This is a genomic window from Nitrosomonas eutropha (assembly GCF_900116685.1).
Lineage (GTDB): Bacteria > Pseudomonadota > Gammaproteobacteria > Burkholderiales > Nitrosomonadaceae > Nitrosomonas > Nitrosomonas eutropha_A.
This window is the reverse complement of record NZ_FPBL01000001.1, coordinates 77,532-98,350: the sequence shown is the minus strand read 5'-3', so window position 1 is coordinate 98,350 and position 20,819 is coordinate 77,532. Positions and strand designations below refer to the sequence as shown.

The 20,819-nt window shown below is 47.0% G+C and carries 16 protein-coding genes and 1 tRNA gene; 10 read left to right on the top strand and 7 right to left on the bottom strand.

Going from position 1 to position 20,819, the window contains the following annotated elements; translation table 11 throughout:
* Positions 1–2: 2 nt before the first annotated feature.
* The 7 genes from BM331_RS00500 to tkt all read right to left on the bottom strand — a co-directional run bounded on the left by BM331_RS00500 (position 3) and on the right by tkt (position 10,144).
* Positions 3–611, bottom strand: coding sequence for a cbb3-type cytochrome c oxidase subunit II (locus tag BM331_RS00500; protein WP_074925905.1), 609 nt, complete (start codon positions 609–611; stop codon positions 3–5).
* Complete coding sequence (locus BM331_RS00495) at positions 601–2,259, bottom strand: cbb3-type cytochrome c oxidase subunit I (protein WP_074925903.1); 1,659 nt, start codon at positions 2,257–2,259, stop codon at positions 601–603. Before BM331_RS00495 ends, BM331_RS00500 begins: the two co-directional genes overlap by 11 nt.
* A 600-nt stretch (positions 2,260–2,859) precedes the next feature.
* The gene (fba, locus tag BM331_RS00490) at positions 2,860–3,924 is read right to left on the bottom strand and encodes a class II fructose-bisphosphate aldolase (RefSeq protein ID WP_074925901.1); all 1,065 of its coding nucleotides are present in this window, start codon (positions 3,922–3,924) and stop codon (positions 2,860–2,862) included.
* A 111-nt stretch (positions 3,925–4,035) separates the two neighbouring features.
* Complete coding sequence (gene pyk, locus BM331_RS00485) at positions 4,036–5,526, bottom strand: pyruvate kinase (protein WP_074925898.1); 1,491 nt, start codon at positions 5,524–5,526, stop codon at positions 4,036–4,038.
* A 34-nt stretch (positions 5,527–5,560) separates the two neighbouring features.
* The gene (locus tag BM331_RS00480) at positions 5,561–6,739 is read right to left on the bottom strand and encodes a phosphoglycerate kinase (protein ID WP_074925896.1); all 1,179 of its coding nucleotides are present in this window, start codon (positions 6,737–6,739) and stop codon (positions 5,561–5,563) included.
* Positions 6,740–7,055: 316 nt separating this feature from the next.
* Positions 7,056–8,063: a type I glyceraldehyde-3-phosphate dehydrogenase gene (gap, locus tag BM331_RS00475; RefSeq protein ID WP_074925893.1), complete on the bottom strand. Its 1,008-nt coding sequence runs from the start codon at positions 8,061–8,063 to the stop codon at positions 7,056–7,058.
* A gap of 62 nt (positions 8,064–8,125) precedes the next feature.
* A complete protein-coding gene (gene tkt / locus BM331_RS00470; RefSeq protein ID WP_074925891.1) occupies positions 8,126–10,144 on the bottom strand; it encodes a transketolase in 2,019 nt (672 codons plus the stop codon).
* On the opposite strand from tkt, the gene BM331_RS11925 reads away from it, so the two are divergent.
* The 10 genes from BM331_RS11925 (at position 10,132) to hisC (ending at position 20,819) form a co-directional block, all read left to right on the top strand.
* Positions 10,132–10,329: a hypothetical protein gene (locus BM331_RS11925; protein WP_074925888.1), complete on the top strand. Its 198-nt coding sequence runs from the start codon at positions 10,132–10,134 to the stop codon at positions 10,327–10,329. The two genes, tkt and BM331_RS11925, sit on opposite strands and share 13 nt — an antisense overlap.
* A gap of 51 nt (positions 10,330–10,380) precedes the next feature.
* Positions 10,381–10,468, top strand: a tRNA-Ser gene (locus tag BM331_RS00460).
* A gap of 213 nt (positions 10,469–10,681) precedes the next feature.
* Positions 10,682–11,845 carry an adenosyl-hopene transferase HpnH gene (gene hpnH, locus BM331_RS00455; protein WP_074926771.1) on the top strand — a complete coding sequence of 388 codons (1,164 nt, stop codon included), beginning with the start codon at positions 10,682–10,684 and terminating at the stop codon, positions 11,843–11,845.
* A 48-nt stretch (positions 11,846–11,893) separates the two neighbouring features.
* On the top strand, positions 11,894–13,024 hold the full coding sequence (locus tag BM331_RS00450) for a glycosyltransferase (RefSeq protein ID WP_074925885.1): 1,131 nt from the start codon (positions 11,894–11,896) through the stop codon (positions 13,022–13,024).
* A complete protein-coding gene (locus BM331_RS00445) occupies positions 13,002–13,637 on the top strand; it encodes an ABC transporter substrate-binding protein (RefSeq protein ID WP_256214747.1) in 636 nt (211 codons plus the stop codon). Before BM331_RS00450 ends, BM331_RS00445 begins: the two co-directional genes overlap by 23 nt.
* Before the next feature lie 69 nt (positions 13,638–13,706).
* On the top strand, positions 13,707–16,253 hold the full coding sequence (gene gyrA / locus BM331_RS00440; RefSeq protein ID WP_074925881.1) for a DNA gyrase subunit A: 2,547 nt from the start codon (positions 13,707–13,709) through the stop codon (positions 16,251–16,253).
* Between the two features lie 17 nt (positions 16,254–16,270).
* Positions 16,271–17,371 carry a 3-phosphoserine/phosphohydroxythreonine transaminase gene (serC, locus tag BM331_RS00435; protein WP_074925880.1) on the top strand — a complete coding sequence of 367 codons (1,101 nt, stop codon included), beginning with the start codon at positions 16,271–16,273 and terminating at the stop codon, positions 17,369–17,371.
* On the top strand, positions 17,364–18,581 hold the full coding sequence (locus tag BM331_RS00430; protein ID WP_074925878.1) for a 3-phosphoglycerate dehydrogenase family protein: 1,218 nt from the start codon (positions 17,364–17,366) through the stop codon (positions 18,579–18,581). Before serC ends, BM331_RS00430 begins: the two co-directional genes overlap by 8 nt.
* A 39-nt stretch (positions 18,582–18,620) precedes the next feature.
* Positions 18,621–19,679, top strand: coding sequence for a prephenate dehydratase (pheA, locus tag BM331_RS00425; RefSeq protein ID WP_074925876.1), 1,059 nt, complete (start codon positions 18,621–18,623; stop codon positions 19,677–19,679).
* 21 nt (positions 19,680–19,700) lie between these two features.
* Positions 19,701–20,819, top strand: coding sequence for a histidinol-phosphate transaminase (gene hisC, locus BM331_RS00420; protein WP_074925873.1), 1,119 nt, complete (start codon positions 19,701–19,703; stop codon positions 20,817–20,819).

The window sequence follows — 20,819 nt, the reverse complement described above, 5'->3', positions numbered from 1 at the left end:
ATTTAACGGCCCTCTTTATTCGCGCCTTGTGGATCCGGCGGTAATATTGGGTAACTGCGATCAAGCGATTGCAAATATTTCACCAGATCCACAGCTTCTGGGCGAGCAACCACTATTTTCCCTGACGGTACAAATTTTGGCGGCAGCTTGACGACTATCTCATCATCTTCGGCCTTATCTTTGACCTCAAACATATAGGGATAAGAAGGCATGATGGAATCTGGCACATACGCACGTGGCTGGTACAAATGCCCCAGGTGCCAGTCCATGCTTGGCTGGCGTACACCGATATTCATCAGATCAGGGCCGGTGCGCATGCTGCCCAGCAAATGTGGTTTATCGTAATAATAGTCCCCAGGCGTTGATACTCGTCCCCAGCCACGGTCAAAATCCGGAGCGAAGCTGCGATCACGCGGCTGCTGGGTATGGCAGTATAAACAACCGTTGGCGACATAAATTTCGCGTCCACGTAATTCAGCGCTGGTGTAGGGTTTGAGCCCTTCAGGTGGTTGAACATCACGCACCTGGATATAGGGGAGAATGACCAATGCTGCAACGGCAATACCAAAAGTTGTCATTGCTCCCGCTGTCAGTTTGGCTTCATTTTCCATGCATCATCTCCAGTTTCATTTTTTCCGGTGCAAACAGCGCTTCCCCGGTACGATTGGGTCCGAATCGCAATATCATGACCAGTAAATGACCCACAAAAATCACATGGCCAAACCACATCAGCCCACCTCCCACGCTGCGCCACTGCAGGTATGGAATAGTGACTCGTACTGACTCCATGAATTCACGTGTGGCATCCAGCATTGCAAGGCCTTGCAGCCAGCCACCCCATGACAGAAAGACGAAATAGATCAGAATGCCGATGGAAGCAAGCCAGAAATGTAGCGAAATCAATTTGGGGTAGGGCCATTCCCAGTGCAGGACGCGTGGCATCATAAAATAGATCGCACCGAAGAGGATCATCGAGACGAAACCGTAGGCGCCAAGGTGGGCATGGGCTACCGTGAAATGTGTAAAGTGTGCAACCTGCTGAACACTACGCAGTGCTTCAAACGATCCTTGCAATGACGATAGCAGATACATAAAGCCGCCAAACATCATGAAACGCAGTGTTGGAGAATAAAGTGCCAGACGCATGCGTCCCCACATGGTTCCTGCCATGTTGATTGAAAATGCTGCGACAGGGATGATCATCATCATACTTTGCACGATAGACAGTGTAATCAGCCATCCGGGTACCGGCCCGCCAACCAGATGGTGTCCGCCCACCTGCGCGTAGAAAAAAGCCAGTGTCCAAAAACCCAGCAGTGAAAGATTATAGGAGCGCACTCGCCGCCCGATTGTTTTGGGCAGAAAATAGTAAATGGCACCCAGGGCGACCGGGGTAAACCAGAGACCCAGAACGTTGTGTCCATACCACCAGTTGGTCATCGCTTGTTGTACACCAAAATGAATACCTGGAAGTTTGCCAACGGTAAACAGCAGCGCAATCCATAATAGGGCAGCGATGTGATACCACACGCTTACATAGAGTTCATGCGCCTTGCGATGGAGTAATGTATAAAATACTGAGCCAATGATACAAACCATACCTGCCTGGACAAACAGGCCGATTTGCCATGGAATTTCCAGATATTCCATGCCGTCACTCCAGCCAGCACCAATTGCGCCGATAGAGCTGGCAATCCCGACATTGATAAATGAACCTCCCAGCATCACCCACAATGGCCCCTTCAGGGGGGTACGCAGTAAACGCGGCAGTAGCCAGACAATAATGCCCAGTTCAACGTTGGTGATCCAGCCATAAAGCACAGCAATCAGATGTACCGTTCGCATGCGTCCAAAAGTCATCCATCCTTCGGATACCAGCCAGTCTGGCCAATGTAGTTTGAGTGATGAAACAAGGCCGGCCGTTGCGCCCAGTATCAGCCACATGCAGCCAAAGGCAATGAACATAAAAACCGGGAAGGCAGATGAACGGTCAGCAGCGATACGATCCTCTATTTCATCCGGATCTTCGGCTTGCGGCTCGCTTCCATGGGATGCACTTATCTCCTCCTGGAGGCGCTTTGCTGCATATCCACCCAAGGCCGGATCATCTGCTTTGCCGATTTCTCCGGGTGCAAAAATCGTGGCAGCAGCACGTGGATTCTCAAATAATAATCCTTTGCGCAGTGACCAAATGAATGCAAGCAAACCGATGAGTGATAATAAAAAGGCTGCCAGCAGGCTCAGTAATGCACTATCCATGTTGCACTCTCTCCTGATTGTGTTGCAGTGAACAGCTGGCAGCACTGTATTAACTTACTTGTTCTACGACACAATAGCTGCTTGCTGAAGGATTTGGAGCCTAGAAGAGTATTTAGATTCCAAGCTACTTCAACTATTTTCTTTACAAATATTGGGAGCTGTCAAGTTGTTTATCGCTTATCAGGATGTCCAAAGCATAGGGATTCCTGTACAACTTATTGTCTTGATCGCAAGAAACAATTTGCTTGAATACTATTATTTTCTGGCTTCTTGGTAATGTTGATGTTTCATTTTTTAGATGGAGCAGGTAAGTCACATCGATTCTGATTCAGGTTTGTAGTGGTTAAATGACTCCGTACAGGATGTTAAGTCACACTATTGATTTGAATGAACAGAAGAGACAATCTTCACCAGAATTTGAAGTTAAAGCTGCTGTGAACGTTGAGGCAGTTTAGCCTGGATGAGGAGAGGGGTGATAGGTTGCAGAGGTAGTGCCTTTGTTATAAACAGCTTTACTAATTGATGATGTGAATAAAAAGCGCCCCACATCCTCAGCTCAAATATCTTTCCAGGAATCTGTGAGGCGCTTTCGTCTTTAGATTACTTTACGATTGCTTTTAATTCACCGCTCAGGTAACGGTTTGCCATGGTTTCCAGCGAGATCGGCTTGATCTTGCCAGCTTGACCTGCGGAGCCAAATGCTTCGAAACGTGCTTTGCAGATATCTTTAGCGGCAGCAGTGGCATCTTTCAGGAATTTACGCGGGTCAAACTCGCTTTTATTTTTTGCCAGATGACGACGAATTGCACCAGTCATGGCCAAACGGATATCCGTATCGATATTGACCTTACGCACACCATATTTGATACCTTGCTGAATTTCTTCTACAGGTACACCATAAGTTTCTTTCATTTCTCCACCATGTTCACGGATGATTTCCAACCACTCTTGAGGAACGGAACTGGATCCGTGCATAACCAGATGGGTATTGGGAATTCTCTGGTGAATTTCCTTGATCCGCTCAATGGCGAGGATGTCACCCGTGGGTTTACGGGTAAATTTATATGCACCGTGGGAAGTGCCGATGGCAATTGCCAGCGCGTCTACACCAGTTTTTCTGACAAACTCGGCGGCTTCTTCAGGGTCAGTCAGCAACTGATCATGTGAAAGTTGTCCTTCAGCACCGTGGCCGTCCTCAGCTTCGCCCTGGCCAGATTCCAAAGATCCCAGGCAACCCAGTTCGCCTTCCACAGAAACACCTACGGCATGTGCCATTGCGACCACTTTGGAGGTGACATCCACATTATATTTGAATGATGAAGGTGTTTTTCCATCTTCTTCCAATGATCCATCCATCATGACGCTGGAAAAACCGCTACGGATGGCATTGATACATACAGCAGGTGATGCGCCATGATCCTGATGCATTACAACCGGAATATGTGGATAGGCTTCAACAGCAGCAGCAATCAGATGGCGCAGAAAGGCTTCTCCCGCGTATTTGCGCGCACCAGCTGAACCTTGCATGATTACCGGGCTATCACATTCATCAGCTGCCTGCATAATTGCATGAATTTGTTCAAGGTTGTTTACATTAAAAGCCGGAAGCCCATATCCGTTCTCGGCTGCATGATCCAGTAACTGACGTAAAGATACAAGTGCCATTCAAGTCTCCTTTATATGAAAATTAATGTGTTTATTTTCTGATAAAACCAAAACTTTATATTCTTACGGGTGTATAAGCCGATACTCTAATACTGTTCTGTAGGGCTAATTTTATAAATTAAGTGGATCAGAAAAGGTCTGCTGAGTCACTTCTTTCGTTATCTGTGTCGTTCCCCTGGAACCACCTACTCTGACAAGTTTCATAGTATTTGTTCCGCCAGCCTTGCCAACCGGTTCGCCGATTGTCATGATAATTAAATCTTCGTTTCGTACCGCGCCGCGTCTGAGCAACTCATCTTCCGCCATGCTGTGGATAATCTCAGGATCACACAATCCCTGTCCAAATTTTATAGGATAAACACCACGAAAAAGAGTGACCTTGCTCAGGGTATCTTCTTGTGGACTTAAAGCGAAGATTGGAACTTTCGAGCTTCTGCGAGACATGAACAATGCTGTTACGCCGCTTTGCGTCAATGCAGCGATTGCTCGAATCTTGAGCGAACCGGCAGTGTACATGGTAGCCCGCGCAATAGCGTCTTCGATACTGACTGGTTGTGTATCCGGAGAACGGCGAAAACTTAGATTAACCGTATACTCCTTTTCCGCCTCCAGACAAACTCTTGCCATGGCTGCTACGGCTTCTACCGGATATTGCCCTGCAGCTGATTCAGCAGATAGCATGACAGCATCCGTACCATCCAGCACTGCATTTGCAACGTCTGATACCTCTGCACGTGTTGGGATGGGATTGGATATCATCGATTCCATCATTTGTGTGGCTGTAATTACCAATTTGTTGGCTTCACGTGCTGATCGTATCATTCGTTTTTGCAAGGCGGGAACTGCTGCATCACCTACTTCAACCGCCAGATCGCCCCGCGCAACCATAATTGCATCGGAAGCACTTAGAATATCATCCAACGCCAGAATAGCTTCCGAGCGCTCAATTTTTGCCATGAGCAAACTATGCCCTTGGGCTTCCTGCATCAATGCACGCGCCCGCCTGATATCTTCTCCCGAGCGAGGAAATGACACCGCGAGATAATCTGCCCGCAGAATTGTGGCAGTTTTGATATCCTGTAGATCCTTTGCTGTCAGCGCGGGAGCACTCAGGCCTCCACCTTTCCGGTTTATGCCTTTATTATTGGAAAGTATTCCTCCCTGCAAAACTTCGCAATAGATTTCATTTTCCCTGACTTTGGTAACAGTCAGAACGATTCGACCATCATCCAGCAAAAGAACAGCGCCTGCCTCAACATCGTTGGGCAGCTCCCGGTAATCCAATCCAACCCGTTCCTGGTTACCCAGTTCGCACTCCGCATCAAGAATAAATTCATCTCCGGTTTTGAGCGTGATCTTTCCCTGAGCAAACTTGCCGATACGAATTTTTGGCCCTTGCAAGTCAGCCAGCACACCTACCGTACGGCCAAGTGAATGGGCAAGTGAGCGCACCTGCTCAACGGAAGCAATATGCTCGTCCTTTATTCCATGTGAAAAATTGATACGGACGACATCGACACCAGCCTCAATCATTTGTCCCAGGATATCAGGGTTGCTGGAAGCTGGTCCCAGCGTTGCTACAATTTTTGTTCTTCGCATCATTTCCGAAATTCCTGGAAGAAAGTCTTCTCAGGCCTCACTGTGCACGTAATTCTAAGATCTCGACAGCGGGTAGTTTTTTTCCTTCTAAAAATTCTAGGAATGCACCTCCAGCAGTGGATATGTATGAAACCTTATCGTAAATATCATATTTTTGAATAGCAGCAATCGTGTCACCACCGCCAGCCAGGGTGAAAGCATCAGTTTCAGCAATTGCTTTGGCGATTGCGCGTGTTCCTTCTCCAAATTGATCAAACTCAAACACACCGACCGGGCCATTCCAGACAACTGTACCGGCCTTCATAATGATATTAACCAGTTCTTGAGTGCTTTTGGGACCGATATCAAAAATCATGTCATCGTCAGAAACAGCATTTGCTTCTTTTAGAACAGCAGGCTCCTCCGCAGCAAATTTTTTCCCGACAACGACATCAACTGCAATGGGAATCGTTGCGTTACGCTGATTCATTTTATTCATCAGGGATTTTGCTATGGGTATCAGTTCATCTTCACATAAAGACTTCCCAACATTGTTGCCGGCAGCTCTGAGAAAAGTATTGGCAATTCCCCCACCGACCACAAGTTGATCAACTTTTTCGGTAAGTGATTCCAGAACAGTCAATTTGGTGGAAACTTTGGATCCTCCTACAATTGCCACCAGTGGACGTGCTGGTTGATGCAGCGCTTTGGTTAAAGCATCCAGTTCCTCGGTAAGTAAAATACCAGCACAGGCAACTGGTGCATATTTAGCTACACCGTGTGTTGAGGCTTCCGCACGATGCGCTGTACCAAAAGCATCCATAACGAAGACATCACACAAATTGGCATATTTTTTTGCTGTTTCTTCAAGATTTTTTTTCTCACCTTTATTGATCCGGCAATTTTCAAGAATTACCAGCTCTCCGGGTGCAACTTCAAACCCGCCATCAACCCAATCCTTGATCAATCGGACAGTTGTCCCCAGTCTCCGGCTAATATCGTCAGCAACTGGCTGAAGAGAATTCTCCATGGTCCACACGCCCTCTTCCGGGCGCCCCAGATGGGAGGTTACCATTACTCTTGCTCCCTGCTTCAGGCAATGATTTATAGTTGCCATTGATGCAGTAATGCGTGCGTCTGAAGTTACCTTACCTTCTTTCACAGGAACATTCAGATCAGCACGGATAAAAACACGTTTATTCTTCAGATCTAGATCGACAAGTTTAATAACTGACACATTGGCTCCATATTTTAGCTAACTTACGGATTTTATAAGGTAATTAGATGGAAGTTGATTGGTTATTGAATTGAGACGGATGATAAAAATATAAATCCATCTGTTCATAGAGGCGGCGCTATCAAGATTAATTTTTTCTGTAAATCATCAACTGATTTATCTACAATTTCTTTCCTGGATTGAAATGAAAAATATCTTTCTTGTTTATTGAAGCAACAAAGCTGTAACCAGCAGAGAACCGGTTACAGCATAATTCCCAGAGTCAGGATCAAACAATCCGCCCGGTTATTTATTCCATGAAATATACCTTTGGCCTTTAATTATTGCGGCCAGCGATAACTCGTACCATTTCCAGTACCTTGCAGGAATAACCCCATTCGTTGTCGTACCAGGCAACTACTTTTACAAAATTCTTATCCAGCTGAATACCGGCTTCTGCATCGAATACTGATGTATGGGTTTCTCCACGAAAATCGGTGGAAACCACCTTTTGATCAGTGTAGCCTAATACTCCTTTCATGGAACCTTCAGAAGCTGTTTTCATTGCCTTACGAATTTCGTCGTAAGATGCATCTTTTTCCAGTTCCACTGTTAAATCCACAACCGAGACGTCAGAAGTGGGTACACGAAAGGCCATGCCGGTCAATTTTTTGTTTAATTCAGGAATAACCACGCCAACTGCTTTAGCTGCGCCCGTAGAGGAAGGAATAATATTTTCGAGAATTCCGCGTCCACCACGCCAATCCTTATTGGAAGGGCCATCAACTGTTTTTTGTGTTGCCGTGGCGGCATGGACAGTCGTCATCAAACCACGCTTGATTCCCCAGGTGTCATTCAATACTTTTGCGATCGGGGCCAAGCAGTTGGTCGTACATGATGCGTTGGAAATGATTGCTTCGCCCTGATATGTTTTATCGTTGACACCATAAACATACATTGGTGTATCGTCTTTGGATGGCGCGGTCATGACGACTTTGGGAGCGCCTGCCTTGATATGTTTTTCACAGAGTTCTTTGGTCAGGAACAATCCGGTAGATTCCACCACGACATCAACCTTGACTTCACCCCAGTTCAACTCTACTGGATCCTTGATGGCGGTTAAGCGAATTTTCTTACCATTCACTATCAAATTATTACCGTCAACGGATACATCTCCTTTGAAGCGACCGTGAACGGAATCATGCAATAGCATATAGGCGAGATAATCCGGCTCCAATAAATCGTTGATTGCGACAACTTCTATGTCATTAAATTCTTCTATAGAAGCACGAAAAACCATCCGTCCGATACGACCAAAACCATTAATACCAACTCTAATTGCCATTCCTTTATCTCCGTATTTTTACTAAAAACCTGTTTTGCAGATAAGAAAAGAACTCTCCACGTTTATATAATTCTTTTTACCGCGTTTACGACATTCTCAACAGTAAAACCAAAATATTCGAATAATTCTTCTGCAGGGGCTGATTCACCGAATTTATCGATTCCAACCACTTCTCCTTCAAGTCCAACGTATTTACGCCAAAAATCGGTTACCCCGGCTTCTATAGCTACGCGTCTAATTCCCTTGGGCAGGACACTATTTCGGTATGCTAGATCCTGCTTGTCAAAAATATTGGTACAGGGCATTGATACAACACGTACTGCAACACCGTTTTCAGCCAGAACCTTCTGTGCGTCCATTGCAAGTCCAACTTCTGAGCCGGTTGCTATGATAATTGCTTGCGGGTTTCCATTTGCCGCTTCAGAAAGAATGTATCCCCCTTTCTTAATCAGGCTGATCGTTGCCGCATCCCGTTTCTGGAAGGGTAGATTCTGACGGCTGAATATGAGAGATGTGGGACCCTCTCTGCGCTCTATGGCAGCTACCCATGAAACGACAGATTCGACTGTATCACAAGGGCGCCATACATCCATGTTCGGGATCATACGTAATGTGGCGGTTTGTTCAACTGGTTGATGAGTCGGCCCATCCTCACCCAGTCCGATTGAGTCATGAGTGAACACAAAAATATTGCGAATTTTCATCAATGCCGCCATACGCAAAGCATTTCGGGCGTATTCTGAAAACATCAGGAAGGTTCCACCGTAGGGGATAATTCCATCGTGCAATGACAGGCCGTTCATGATTGCACTCATGCCGAATTCCCGTACACCGTAGTGGATGTAATTGCCGGTAGAATTTATGCCAATTCCCTTGGAGCCGGACCACATGGTGAGATTGGAGCCAGCAAGGTCGGCTGATCCACCAATCAGCTCGGGCAATACCGGCGCTAGCGCCTCAATTGAATTTTGTGATGCTTTTCTGGTGGCGATACTTTCTTCTCTGGCGTTGATCTGACTGATGATTCCCTCAACATGATCAACCCATTTGACAGGTAATTCACCGGCCATTCTGCGAGTGAATTCGACAGCTTCGGCGGGGTATTTTTTGCTGTATTCCGCGAACATGGTGTTCCAGGCGGATTCCAGTGCCTGGCCTTTGGTACGGGCATCCCATGCATCATAAACTTCTTGTGGAATTTCAAATGGCAGGTAATTCCAGCCGATATGAGGACGGGCAGCAGCAATTTCATCTTTTCCGAGCGCTGCTCCGTGAATGGAGCTGGTGTTTGCCTTATTGGGTGAACCCATCCCGATTACTGTTTTACAGCATATTAGTGTGGGTTTGTCTTGTACTTTTTTGGCTGCTTCAATGGCTGCTTGTATTGCCACGGGGTCGTGCCCGTTAACATGTGGAACAACATGCCAACCATAAGATTCGAAGCGCTTCGGAGTATCGTCTGTAAACCATCCTTCTACATGCCCATCAATTGAGATACCGTTATCATCATAGAAGCAAATTAGCTTGCCTAATTGCAGTGTTCCTGCCAGCGAACAAGCCTCATGCGAAATGCCTTCCATCAGACAACCGTCTCCCAGAAATACGTAGGTGTGATGATCCATGATCGGGAAATAAGGCCGGTTGAATTCTTCAGCCAGAATTTTTTCTGCCAGTGCCATACCTACGGCATTGGTAAGGCCTTGCCCCAGTGGTCCTGTTGTGGTTTCAACGCCTGGGGTATAACCATATTCAGGATGTCCGGGGGTTTTTGAATGAAGCTGCCGGAAATTTTTTATATCTTCGATGGACAGATCATAGCCAGTGAGGTGGAGCAACGCATATATCAGCATGGAGCCATGGCCGTTTGATAATACAAAACGATCACGGTCTGCCCACTTGGGGTTTGCCGGATTGTGGCGCATGTGGTGAATCCATAACACTTCTGCAATTTCCGCCATACCCATTGGCATGCCCGGGTGACCGGAATTGGCTTTCTGGACGGCATCCATAGCCAATGCGCGTATTGCACTGGTCAAATTATTGAATACTGGTGCACCAAAGTCGTTGAATGCTTCCTTCATTTGCTCTTGTCCTCGATTATTCAAAAACCGCCGCCCGCAATGTGATGCACCACATGATGACCAACAAAAACCGGCAAAAGGGGGCATTATCTCTTAAGTCTGGTCAGTTCACAATACAGGATGTAATTTCTCTCGCGCTGCCTGATTATCAGCCGGATTTTAAGATGAAGGTCGTGGTAAAATAATTAATTGGAGGGTATCATCCCGCTTCTTAATTTCTGCAGTCTGTCATCCGGGGAAGAGTGGCCGAGTGGTTGAAGGCACTGGTCTTGAAAACCAGCAACAGGAAACTGTTCGTGGGTTCGAATCCCACCTCTTCCGCCATTCATGGTTTTACGAAGATATTCTTGAGGTTGTGTTTTAAATGGATAAAGATGGTGTCAACGTATCCTGATCCGGCAACTCTTGGGTTTTTCTTAGCTTCAGCTTGATGGAGATAATATTTTTCTACCCAGAAAGACTGGATGGTTGTACAAGATTTTTAACGAGCAAAAAATCAAGACATTGGCTGGTATAAAAAATGGAGAAAATTTAATAATGAGTGTTCCTCTTTTACAGCAATACCGGGTAGGCAGTTATATACTGAAACAGAAACTCCGGGGTAATAAGCGCTATCCGCTGGTGCTAATGCTTGAGCCGTTATTTCAGTGCAATCTAGCTTGTGCGGGTTGTGGCAAGATTGATTACCCGGAAGAAACGTTACGTCGTCGCCTAAGTGTGGATGAATGTTTGCATGCCGTAGATGAATGCGGGGCGCCAGTTGTTTCCATTGCAGGGGGCGAACCGCTGATCCATAAGGAAATGCCTCAAATCGTACAAGGTATCATTCAGCGCAAGAAATTTGTGTATCTATGCACTAATGCTTTACTGCTGGATAGTCGCATGGACGACTATCAGCCTTCTCCTTATCTGACATTCTCCATTCATCTTGATGGAAACCGGGAGCGGCATGATGCGTCGGTATGTAGAGAGGGGGTGTATGACAAAGTTATTCCGGTGATCGAGCAGGCACTTCAGCGAGGTTTCAGGGTGACTGTCAATTGCACCTTGTTTCAGAGTGAAACAGCTGAAGAAGTAGCCGCATTTTTTGATACCGCAACAGAACTTGGTGTTGAGGGAATCAATGTATCGCCTGGATTCAGCTATGAGCACGCGCCCCGGCAGGATGTGTTTTTGCAGAGGTCGGTAAGCAAGCGGCTGTTCCGTTCAATTTTCCAGATTGGGAAGAAGCGCAAGATCCCTTGGAAATTCAATCATTCCAGCTTGTACTTGGATTTTCTTGCTGGCAATCAAAACTACCAATGTACTCCGTGGGGAAATCCCACACGCAACTTATTTGGTTGGCAGCGGCCTTGTTACCTGCTGGTGGATGAAGGCTATGCAGCAAACTTTCGAGAATTGATGGAAGAGACCGATTGGGATCGGTATGGTGTTGGGAACAATCCTAAATGTGCTAATTGTATGGCGCATTGCGGGTTTGAGCCTACTGCCATTAATGATACTTTTGCTCATCCTTTTAAGGCATTACGAGTCAGCATGCGCGGCCCGCGTGTAGAGGGGCCTATGGCATTGGATCCACTACAAACAAACAATGGATCGCAGCATGATACAAATAAACGGAAACCCTTTCCCATATCAGTAACTGTTGAACATAAGACCGTTGCGCCAGCACCGGATCATTCGTCCGGCCCGGATAATTAATATTTTTTTCTGGCCTGAGAGAAATCGTATTTTTGCTTATCGAAAGTCATGATTACATTGATGATGTATATGACTTTGGCAGGCGTATTTTTCTGGTGGGTTATCCTGCTGGCTCCGTGGCGAGCATGGAGTGTTCGGGAGCAGCTCGAACCTTCAATTGGTGTGGAAATAAAGCGGCTCTTCAATGATGTCACAGTTCTGATTCCTGCACGTAACGAAGCACAGTTTATCGATCAGACCCTGAGCAAGCTTCAAGCTCAAGGTGAGGATTTACGGATTATTGTAATTGATGATCAATCGGAAGATCGTACTGCAACCCTGGCGAAGAGACCAGGGATAGAAATTATCTCTGGTACAACCCCGCCTAAAAACTGGAGCGGAAAGTTATGGGCGTTGGATCAGGGTCTGCAGCAGGTGCGTACGCAGTATACTTTGTTACTGGATGCAGATATCGGCTTGTCGCCTGGTATTTTAGGAGCTTTGTTAAATAAGGCACATCAGGAAAATTTATCGCTGGTGTCGTTAATGGCTGAGCTGCCAGTCAAGCGTTTCTCCGAACGCCTGCTGGTACCAGCTTTTATATTTTTCTTCAAGCTGTTATATCCGTTTAAGTTATCCAATAAACCAGAATCCCGTATGGCTGCTGCAGCAGGCGGGTGCATTCTGGTTGAAACCGGGGTGCTGAAATCCATTAATGCTTTTACCAGCATTCACAATGCGCTGATTGATGACTGTACGCTGGCTGCTCAGGTTAAACAGGCCGGTTTTAAGACCTGGATCGGACTTAGTCATGCTGTACAAAGTCATCGGGGCTATGACAGTCTTTCTGCTATCTGGAACACCGTTGCCCGTACTGCATTCACGCAACTGCATTATTCATTGCTACTGCTGTTTCTGTGTACGTTGATCATGATCAGTATGTTCTGGTGCGCGCCATTGTCCGCGATTATTTATGCGGATACGATTTTTGTCGCCAGCAGTATTCTTACCTGGTTGGCCATGCTGATTGTTTATACCCCCGTACTCAGATTTTATCGGAGCTCGCCACTCTGGGGCGTCGCGTTACCTGTAATTGGTACGCTATACCTGCTGATGACCTGGACATCCGCATTCAGATACTGGCGAGGAATACGGGCTCACTGGAAAAATCGACGCTATGAAGCTTCTGAACACAACTAATAGAGTGTTTAAACTATTGGTGGTTGCCATGCTAGTGATGACTACTACTGGATTGCAGGCTGAATTATCTAAAAGCGATGGCGCCGAACAGGTGGTGATTATCCTGCAGGATAGTTTGATCCAGGCTATGCAACAGGGCCAGAAAATTGGTTATCGCGATCGCCTGAAACTTCTTGCCCCCATCATTCAGCAGACACATGATCTTGCAGCAATTATCCGTTCTGTGTTGGGTACGCACTGGGTAAAACTTGCTGCTGATCAGCAGCAAGCGATTACCCAGGTATTTCAGGAAAACAGCATTGCAACCTACGCAGACCGATTTAACCAGTATGATGGGGAGCAGTTCAAAATTGTTGAGCAGGCACAGCTTCCGCGAGGACGGATACTGATCCGCAGCCAACTCATCCGCACCGATGGCAACCCTGTTAATTTTGATTACGTGATGAATAAGTCCAGTGAAAGCTGGCGCATTATCAATATTGTAGTTGATGGAGTTAGCGATCTGGCCTTGAAACGGGCTGAATACAGCGCCGTGTTGCAAAAAAATGGTATCGCCGCCCTGGTTGATATGCTGGAACAAAAAACGGCTCATATTGAGCAGAGCCATCAGTAATTCTTGCACAGCAGTCGCCTTGCCCGTATGGGTATAACCTGAACATTTCACCGCTAAAGTAGTTTATACATGGAACAATTTGCAAAGGAAACATTGCCCGTCAGTCTTGAGGATGAGATGAAACGCTCTTACCTCGATTATGCGATGAGCGTTATCGTGGGACGAGCCTTGCCTGATGTGCGCGATGGGTTGAAACCGGTACACCGGCGTGTGCTTTATGCCATGCATGAACTATCCAATGATTGGAACCGACCATATAAAAAATCCGCACGTATCGTTGGCGATGTGATTGGTAAGTATCACCCGCATGGCGATACCGCTGTCTATGACACGATCGTGCGTATGGCGCAACCTTTTTCCCTGCGTTACATGCTGATAGACGGGCAGGGTAATTTCGGCTCGATTGATGGCGATAATGCAGCAGCTATGCGTTACACCGAAATCAGAATGTCGCGCATTGCTCATGAGTTGTTGGCCGACCTGGATAAAAGTACCGTTGATTTTGGCCCCAACTATGATGGCTCTGAACAAGAGCCATTGATTCTGCCGGCAAAAATACCCAACTTGTTGATCAATGGTTCATCCGGTATTGCGGTGGGTATGGCAACCAATATCCCGCCTCATAATATCAGCGAAGTAATTAATGCCTGCTTGCTGTTGCTAAGTGATCCAGATATCGATATTGCCGGGTTGATGGCTTGTATTCCGGCTCCCGATTTTCCAACCGCCGGCATCATTTACGGTATATCCGGCATCAAGGATGGATATCAGACTGGAAGAGGGCGCGTCATCATGCGCGCTCGAACACATTTTGAAGAACTCGATAAAGGGAATCGCCACAGCATCATTATCGATGAATTACCCTACCAGGTGAATAAGGCCAATCTGCTGGTGCGTATTGGAGAGCTGGTAAGAGATAAAAGAATAGAAGGCATTTCTGATTTACGTGATGAATCGGATAAGTCCGGTATGCGTGTGGTTATTGAACTTAAGCGCGGAGAAGTACCAGAGGTCGTCCTGAATAATCTGTACAAAGAGACGCAGATGCAGGATACATTTGGCATAAACATGGTGGCGCTGGTCGATGGACAGCCGCGTTTGCTCAATCTGAAGCAGATGCTGGATTATTTTCTGCGTCATCGTCGCGAGGTTGTAACACGGCGCACTGCATTTGAACTCAGGAAAGCGCGGGAACGTGGTCATTTACTGGAAGGATTGGCAGTCGCATTATCTAACGTCGATGAGATTATTGCCTTGATCAAGGCAGCTCCGACTCCGGCTGAGGCTAAAAAAGGGTTGATGGCTAGAACATGGCAATCAACCCTGGTTGAAGAAATGCTCCACCGCGCAATGATTGATGCAGCGGCATTTCGTCCTGAAACACTGGCAACCGGGTTCGGGATGTCAAACCAGGGATACCGCTTATCCGATGCGCAAGCCCAAGCGATTCTCGATCTCAGATTGCAGCGTCTTACCGGACTGGAGCAGGAAAAGATTGTCTCCGAATATAAAGAGATACTGGAGAAAATACGGGATCTCCTCAATATACTGGCAGATCCGGAACGCATCACGGCCATTATTATTGAAGAATTGACGACTATCAAAGGGCAGTTCGGTGATTCCAGGCGTAGTGAGGTAGTGATCGATGCACAAGATTTAAGTACTGAAGATCTGATTACGCCCGCTGATATGGTAGTGACTCTGTCACACGCGGGCTACATTAAATCCCAGTTGCTTGACGATTACCAGGCACAGAAACGTGGAGGGCGTGGTAAGCAAGCGATTACTACTCGCGAGGATGATTTCATTGATAATCTGTTTATCGCCAATACCCATGATTTTATCCTGTGTTTCTCCAGCCTTGGGCGGGTTTACTGGATCAAAGTATACAACGTACCACAAGGCAGCCGTACTTCTCGCGGCAGGCCCATTAATAACCTTGTCCCATTGGAACAGCATGAGAAGATCAATGCCGTTCTGCCGGTTAAATCATTTGATGATACCCGCTACGTATTTATGGCAACTGCTGGTGGTACAGTCAAAAAAACACCGCTATCAGAATTTTCCCGACCACGGACCAATGGGATCATTGCGGTCGCTCTGGATGAAGGAGATTATCTGATTGGTGTTGCGCTTACCGAAGGCAAGCATGATGTCATGCTTTTTTCTGATGCAGGCAAGGCGATGCGTTTCGATGAAAATGATGTGCGCCCGACCGGACGTAATGCGCGCGGAGTCAGGGGTATGAAGCTTGGGGCGGAACAAAAAGTTATCTCTCTGCTGGTTGCAGATAGTGAAAATATGACAGTATTGACCGCCACTGAGAATGGCTACGGAAAACGCACCTCCATTACCGAATATACCCGGCATAACCGAGGCACTCAGGGTATGATCGCGATCAATACCAATGTACGTAATGGCAAGGTCGTTGCTGCGCAGCTGGTTGAACCTAATGATGAAATCATGTTAATTACCACTGGGGGCGTCATGATTCGTACTCGCGTCAGTGAAATTCGTGAAATGGGTCGGGCGACTCAGGGTGTTACACTGATCAATCTGGATGCTGGCGAGAAACTTGCCGGACTGGAAAGAATCGTTGAAACGGATGAGAGTTAATTCAACCTGGTGAAACAATGAGGAAAATATACAATTTCAGTGCAGGACCGGCTGTTTTGCCGGAGGAAGTGTTGGAACAGGCTCGCGAAGAGATGCTGGACTGGCATGGTAGTGGCATGTCGGTTATGGAAATGAGTCATCGCGGAAAAGAGTTCATGTCCATAGCGGATAAAGCTGAATCCGCCTTGCGTGAGCTGGCGAACATTCCCACTAACTACAAAGTACTCTTTCTTCAGGGAGGGGCATCCAGCCAGTTTGCCGTGGTGCCGATGAACCTGCTGGGAGGAAATGCTCAAGCAGATTACGTTCATACCGGCCAATGGTCAAGAAAAGCTGCCTCTGAAGCGGATCAATACTGCTCTGTCCATATCACGGCAACATCGGAACAAGATGGTTTCAACTCTGTTCCTCCATTGGAACAATGGCATATTTCACCTGGTACAGCCTATGTGCACTACACGCCTAACGAAACAATAGGTGGCGTCGAATTTCAGTGGACACCTGATTTATCTGCGGCCCCTGGCGGCAATATTCCCCTGGTTGCTGATATGTCGTCCAATTTCCTGTCGCGGCCGTTTGATGTCAGTAAATTCGGGTTGATTTACGCTGGAGCACAGAAAAATGTGGGTCCGGCTGGGCTGGTGATCGTGATTATCCGGGAAGACTTGCTGGCTATTCCGCCGCTTCCCGGGACCCCCACCATGTACCGCTACAAAACGCATGCGGATCATGCCTCAATGTACAATACACCACCTACTTATGCCATTTACATCATGGGGCTGGTCATGGAATGGTTAAAAAAACAAGGTGGATTGGCTGCGATCGAACAACGTAACATCGCTAAAGCTAAACTGATCTATGATCTGATTGATGCCAGTAGTTTCTACCATTGTCCGGTCAGCCGATCAGATCGATCGAGGATGAATGTTCCATTCACACTAAGTGATTTCGGTCTCGATGAGACATTCCTGAAACAGGCGCAGGCACATGGACTGCTTCAGTTGAAAGGGCACCGGTCAGTTGGTGGCATGCGTGCTTCAATCTATAATGCCATGCCATTAGAAGGGGTGCAGACACTGGTGACATTCATGCGAGAATTTGAGAAAAACCATGTCTGAAGACATTCATAGAATCTGTAAAATTCTTACTCTAAATCCGATTGCTCCGGTCGGACTTAAGCGTTTGCCTGTCAATATTTTTCAGATCGGTGGTGATATTTCCGATCCTGACGTAATACTGGTGCGTTCCCATAACATGCACGATATGGACATACCCGTAAGTGTGATTGCAATCGGCCGTGCCGGTGCTGGAACAAACAATATTCCTGTTAACCAGATGAGCGCACGCGGTATTCCGGTTTTTAATACACCCGGAGCTAATGCCAATGCGGTCAAAGAACTCGTGCTGGCAGGGATGTTAATAGCATCGCGTAATCTGATACCGGCTTTGCGTTTTGTTGAGGCGCTGGAAGGAGATGATCAATCCTTTCATTTACAGGTTGAAGCAGGTAAAAAACAGTTTTCCGGACTGGAGCTGCCAGGGCGGACATTGGGTGTTATTGGCCTTGGCAAGATCGGGCGACCCGTGGCGGATGCTGCAATCAAACTTGGAATGAAGGTATTGGGCTATGACCCGAAAATCACAATCGATTCGGCATGGAGCTTGTCTGCAGAAGTACAAAGAGCTAATCAGATTGAAGATCTGGTGCGCCGCAGCAATTTTATTTCACTGCATGTGCCGCTTAATGACTCCACTCGGCATCTGATTAACGGCCCGCTGATATCGCATATGCAGAAAAATACAATTCTACTTAATTTTTCGCGTAATGCCATTGTCGATGAAGACGCCGTACTGGCTGGTATCAAGAATGGGATTATCAAAAATTATGTTTGTGATTTTCCTGATCAGAAATTGAAGCAGCAACCGGCAGTTATCACCCTGCCTCACTTGGGTGCCTCTACGCGTGAAGCGGAAGAAAATTGCGCCATGATGATTGCTGACCAGATCATGGATTATATAGCTCACGGTAATATCAGTTATACCGTCAATTTTCCGGATGTTGTCATGGAGCGTGGAACCCCATTCCGGGTTGCTGTGGCCAATGCCAATGTCCCTAATCTGCTGGGGCAAATATCAACCCGTATGGCGGATATTGGCCTGAATATTCATAATATGATTAATAAATCCCGTGGAGAAATGGCTTATACACTGGTCGATACTGACAGAGCCGTTCCACCGGAAATCATTGATGCAATTGCCCGGATTACGGGTGTATTAATGGTTCGCTATCTGCCCGTTTCAGTACCTTCTGAGCCTGAACGAGTGTGAAACAGAAAATCCAGTCGCAATCTTATTAAATCCCTATTGATGACGGAACAGCTTATACAACTGCGCAATGAAATCGATGCAATCGATAATGAATTGCTCCGATTGATTAATACCCGTGCACGGCTTGCGCAACAGATTGGTCGACAGAAGTCCGGCACAGCTTATCGCCCTGAGCGTGAGTCACAAATCTTTTCCCGCTTGCAGCAAGCGAATTCCGGGCCATTACGAGATGAGCATGTCGTACACTTGTTTACCGAAGTCATATCAATCTGTCGTGCACTGGAAGAGCCTTTAGTTGTTGCTTATCTTGGGCCACAGGGTACATTCTCGGAAGAAGCGGTAACCAAACGTTTTGGCAGCGCGGTTACCTCAATACCCTGCAGTTCAATTGATGATATTTTTCGCAAGGTTGAATCCGGTGCAGCTAATTACGGTGTTGTACCAGTCGAAAATTCGACTGAGGGGGCAGTCGGCAGAACAATGGACTTGTTGTTACTGACGCCCTTGAAGATATGTGGCGAACTTCAGCTGCCCATCCATCAGTGTCTAATGGCACAGCACGTCGATCTGGCTTCTATTCGAAGAGTTTATTCACATCCGCAATCATTTGCACAATGTCAGGCATGGCTCAATGAGAATCTGACTGCCGCTGATCGTATCAATGCTGCCAGCAATGCTGATGCTGCTCGTCAGGTTGCAGCAGATAGCAGCGCCGCTGCGATCGCCGGGAAGAAAGCTGCTGAAGTATTCGGACTGAAGATCTGTGCCACCAATATCGAGGATAATCCGAATAACACGACACGATTTCTGGTGGTAGGTATGCAGGAAGTAGCCCCCTCCGGAAAAGATAAAACCTCACTTGCCATGGCCACGTATAACCGACCGGGTTCAGTCCATGAGCTTCTGGCGCCCTTTGCACAACATCGTGTCAGTATGACGCGCCTGGAATCGCGCCCTTCACGTGCCAGTCTGTGGGAATATGTTTTTTTTACGGATATCGAAGGGCATCAGGAAGATGAAAACGTAGCCAGGGCACTTCAAATGTTGCGCGACAATGCAACCTTTCTGAAGGTTTTTGGCTCTTACCCCGCAGCGTAAATTAATAGATTCCTGAGTATTATGAACCTTTTTGAACTGGCACCGGAATATATCCGGGCAATCCAACCTTATCAGCCGGGTAAACCGATATCGGAACTGGTCAGGGATCTCGGCCTGGATAAAAATGAAGTCATCAAACTGGCTTCCAATGAGAATCCACTGGGAACTAGCCCATTAGCAAGAGAGGCGATGATTCAGGCGCTTAGTGAGTCTGCCCGGTATCCGGATGGCAGTGGTTTTGAACTGAAAGCGGCTTTATCCGATCGTCTGGGCGTGTCTGCCGAGCAAATCGTGCTGGGTAACGGTTCCAATGATGTACTTGAACTTGCTTCTCGCATTTTTCTGCGGCCCGGTACAAGCGCAATTTATTCCCAGTACGCTTTTGCTATTTATCCACTTTTGGCTCAGGCTGTAGGTGCGAGGGGTATTACCGTTCCAGCCAGAAATTATGGGCATGATCTGGAAGCTATGCTGGATGCCATTACACCAGAAACACGCATTATATTTATTGCGAACCCCAATAACCCGACCGGGACTCTGTGCGATGCCAGAGATCTGTTGCGTTTTATAGAGCGTGTTCCGCCGGATGTGCTGGTTATCCTGGATCAGGCTTATGATGAATATCTGCCGGAAGCGAACAAGACTAACAGTGTTGCATGGCTGAAAAATTTCCAGAATCTGGTTATCACGCATACTTTCTCTAAGGCTTATGGTCTGGCCAGTGTACGTGTTGGTTTTGCACTGGCGCATGCCGATATTGCCAATTTGATGAACCGTATCCGTCAGCCCTTCAATGTCAACAGCATTGGTCTGGCGGCTGCCCAGGCAGCGCTCGATGATGTTGAATTTGTTAAACTTTCCTACATGACAAACCGGACCGGTATGCAGCAGATGATCGCAGGCCTGGATCAACTGGGTGTCGGCTTTATCCCTTCTTTTGGTAATTTTGTCAGCATCCAGATTGACGGCCATCAGGCCGATACGCTAAAAATTTATAAAAGTCTGTTGCAGCAAGGTGTCATTGTGCGTCCACTGGGTAATTACGGCATGCCCAATCATTTGCGGGTAACTATCGGGATCGAGGAAGAAAATAAGAGATTCCTGTACGCACTGGAACAAGCGTTGAAAGAATCTGACTGA

What these genes read in the sequence shown, in the direction of transcription:
- BM331_RS00500 (WP_074925905.1), bottom strand. Translation starts at nt 611, where the DNA reads ATGGAAAATGAAGCCAAACTGACAGCGGGAGCAATGACAACTTTTGGT.
- BM331_RS00495 (WP_074925903.1), bottom strand. Translation starts at nt 2,259, where the DNA reads ATGGATAGTGCATTACTGAGCCTGCTGGCAGCCTTTTTATTATCACTC.
- fba (WP_074925901.1), bottom strand. Translation starts at nt 3,924, where the DNA reads ATGGCACTTGTATCTTTACGTCAGTTACTGGATCATGCAGCCGAGAAC.
- pyk (WP_074925898.1), bottom strand. Translation starts at nt 5,526, where the DNA reads ATGATGCGAAGAACAAAAATTGTAGCAACGCTGGGACCAGCTTCCAGC.
- gap (WP_074925893.1), bottom strand. Translation starts at nt 8,063, where the DNA reads ATGGCAATTAGAGTTGGTATTAATGGTTTTGGTCGTATCGGACGGATG.
- BM331_RS11925 (WP_074925888.1), top strand. Translation starts at nt 10,132, where the DNA reads ATGCTTCCTTCATTTGCTCTTGTCCTCGATTATTCAAAAACCGCCGCC.
- tkt (WP_074925891.1), bottom strand. Translation starts at nt 10,144, where the DNA reads ATGAAGGAAGCATTCAACGACTTTGGTGCACCAGTATTCAATAATTTG.
- hpnH (WP_074926771.1), top strand. Translation starts at nt 10,682, where the DNA reads ATGAGTGTTCCTCTTTTACAGCAATACCGGGTAGGCAGTTATATACTG.
- BM331_RS00450 (WP_074925885.1), top strand. Translation starts at nt 11,894, where the DNA reads ATGATTACATTGATGATGTATATGACTTTGGCAGGCGTATTTTTCTGG.
- BM331_RS00445 (WP_256214747.1), top strand. Translation starts at nt 13,002, where the DNA reads ATGAAGCTTCTGAACACAACTAATAGAGTGTTTAAACTATTGGTGGTT.
- gyrA (WP_074925881.1), top strand. Translation starts at nt 13,707, where the DNA reads ATGGAACAATTTGCAAAGGAAACATTGCCCGTCAGTCTTGAGGATGAG.
- serC (WP_074925880.1), top strand. Translation starts at nt 16,271, where the DNA reads ATGAGGAAAATATACAATTTCAGTGCAGGACCGGCTGTTTTGCCGGAG.
- BM331_RS00430 (WP_074925878.1), top strand. Translation starts at nt 17,364, where the DNA reads ATGTCTGAAGACATTCATAGAATCTGTAAAATTCTTACTCTAAATCCG.
- pheA (WP_074925876.1), top strand. Translation starts at nt 18,621, where the DNA reads ATGACGGAACAGCTTATACAACTGCGCAATGAAATCGATGCAATCGAT.
- hisC (WP_074925873.1), top strand. Translation starts at nt 19,701, where the DNA reads ATGAACCTTTTTGAACTGGCACCGGAATATATCCGGGCAATCCAACCT.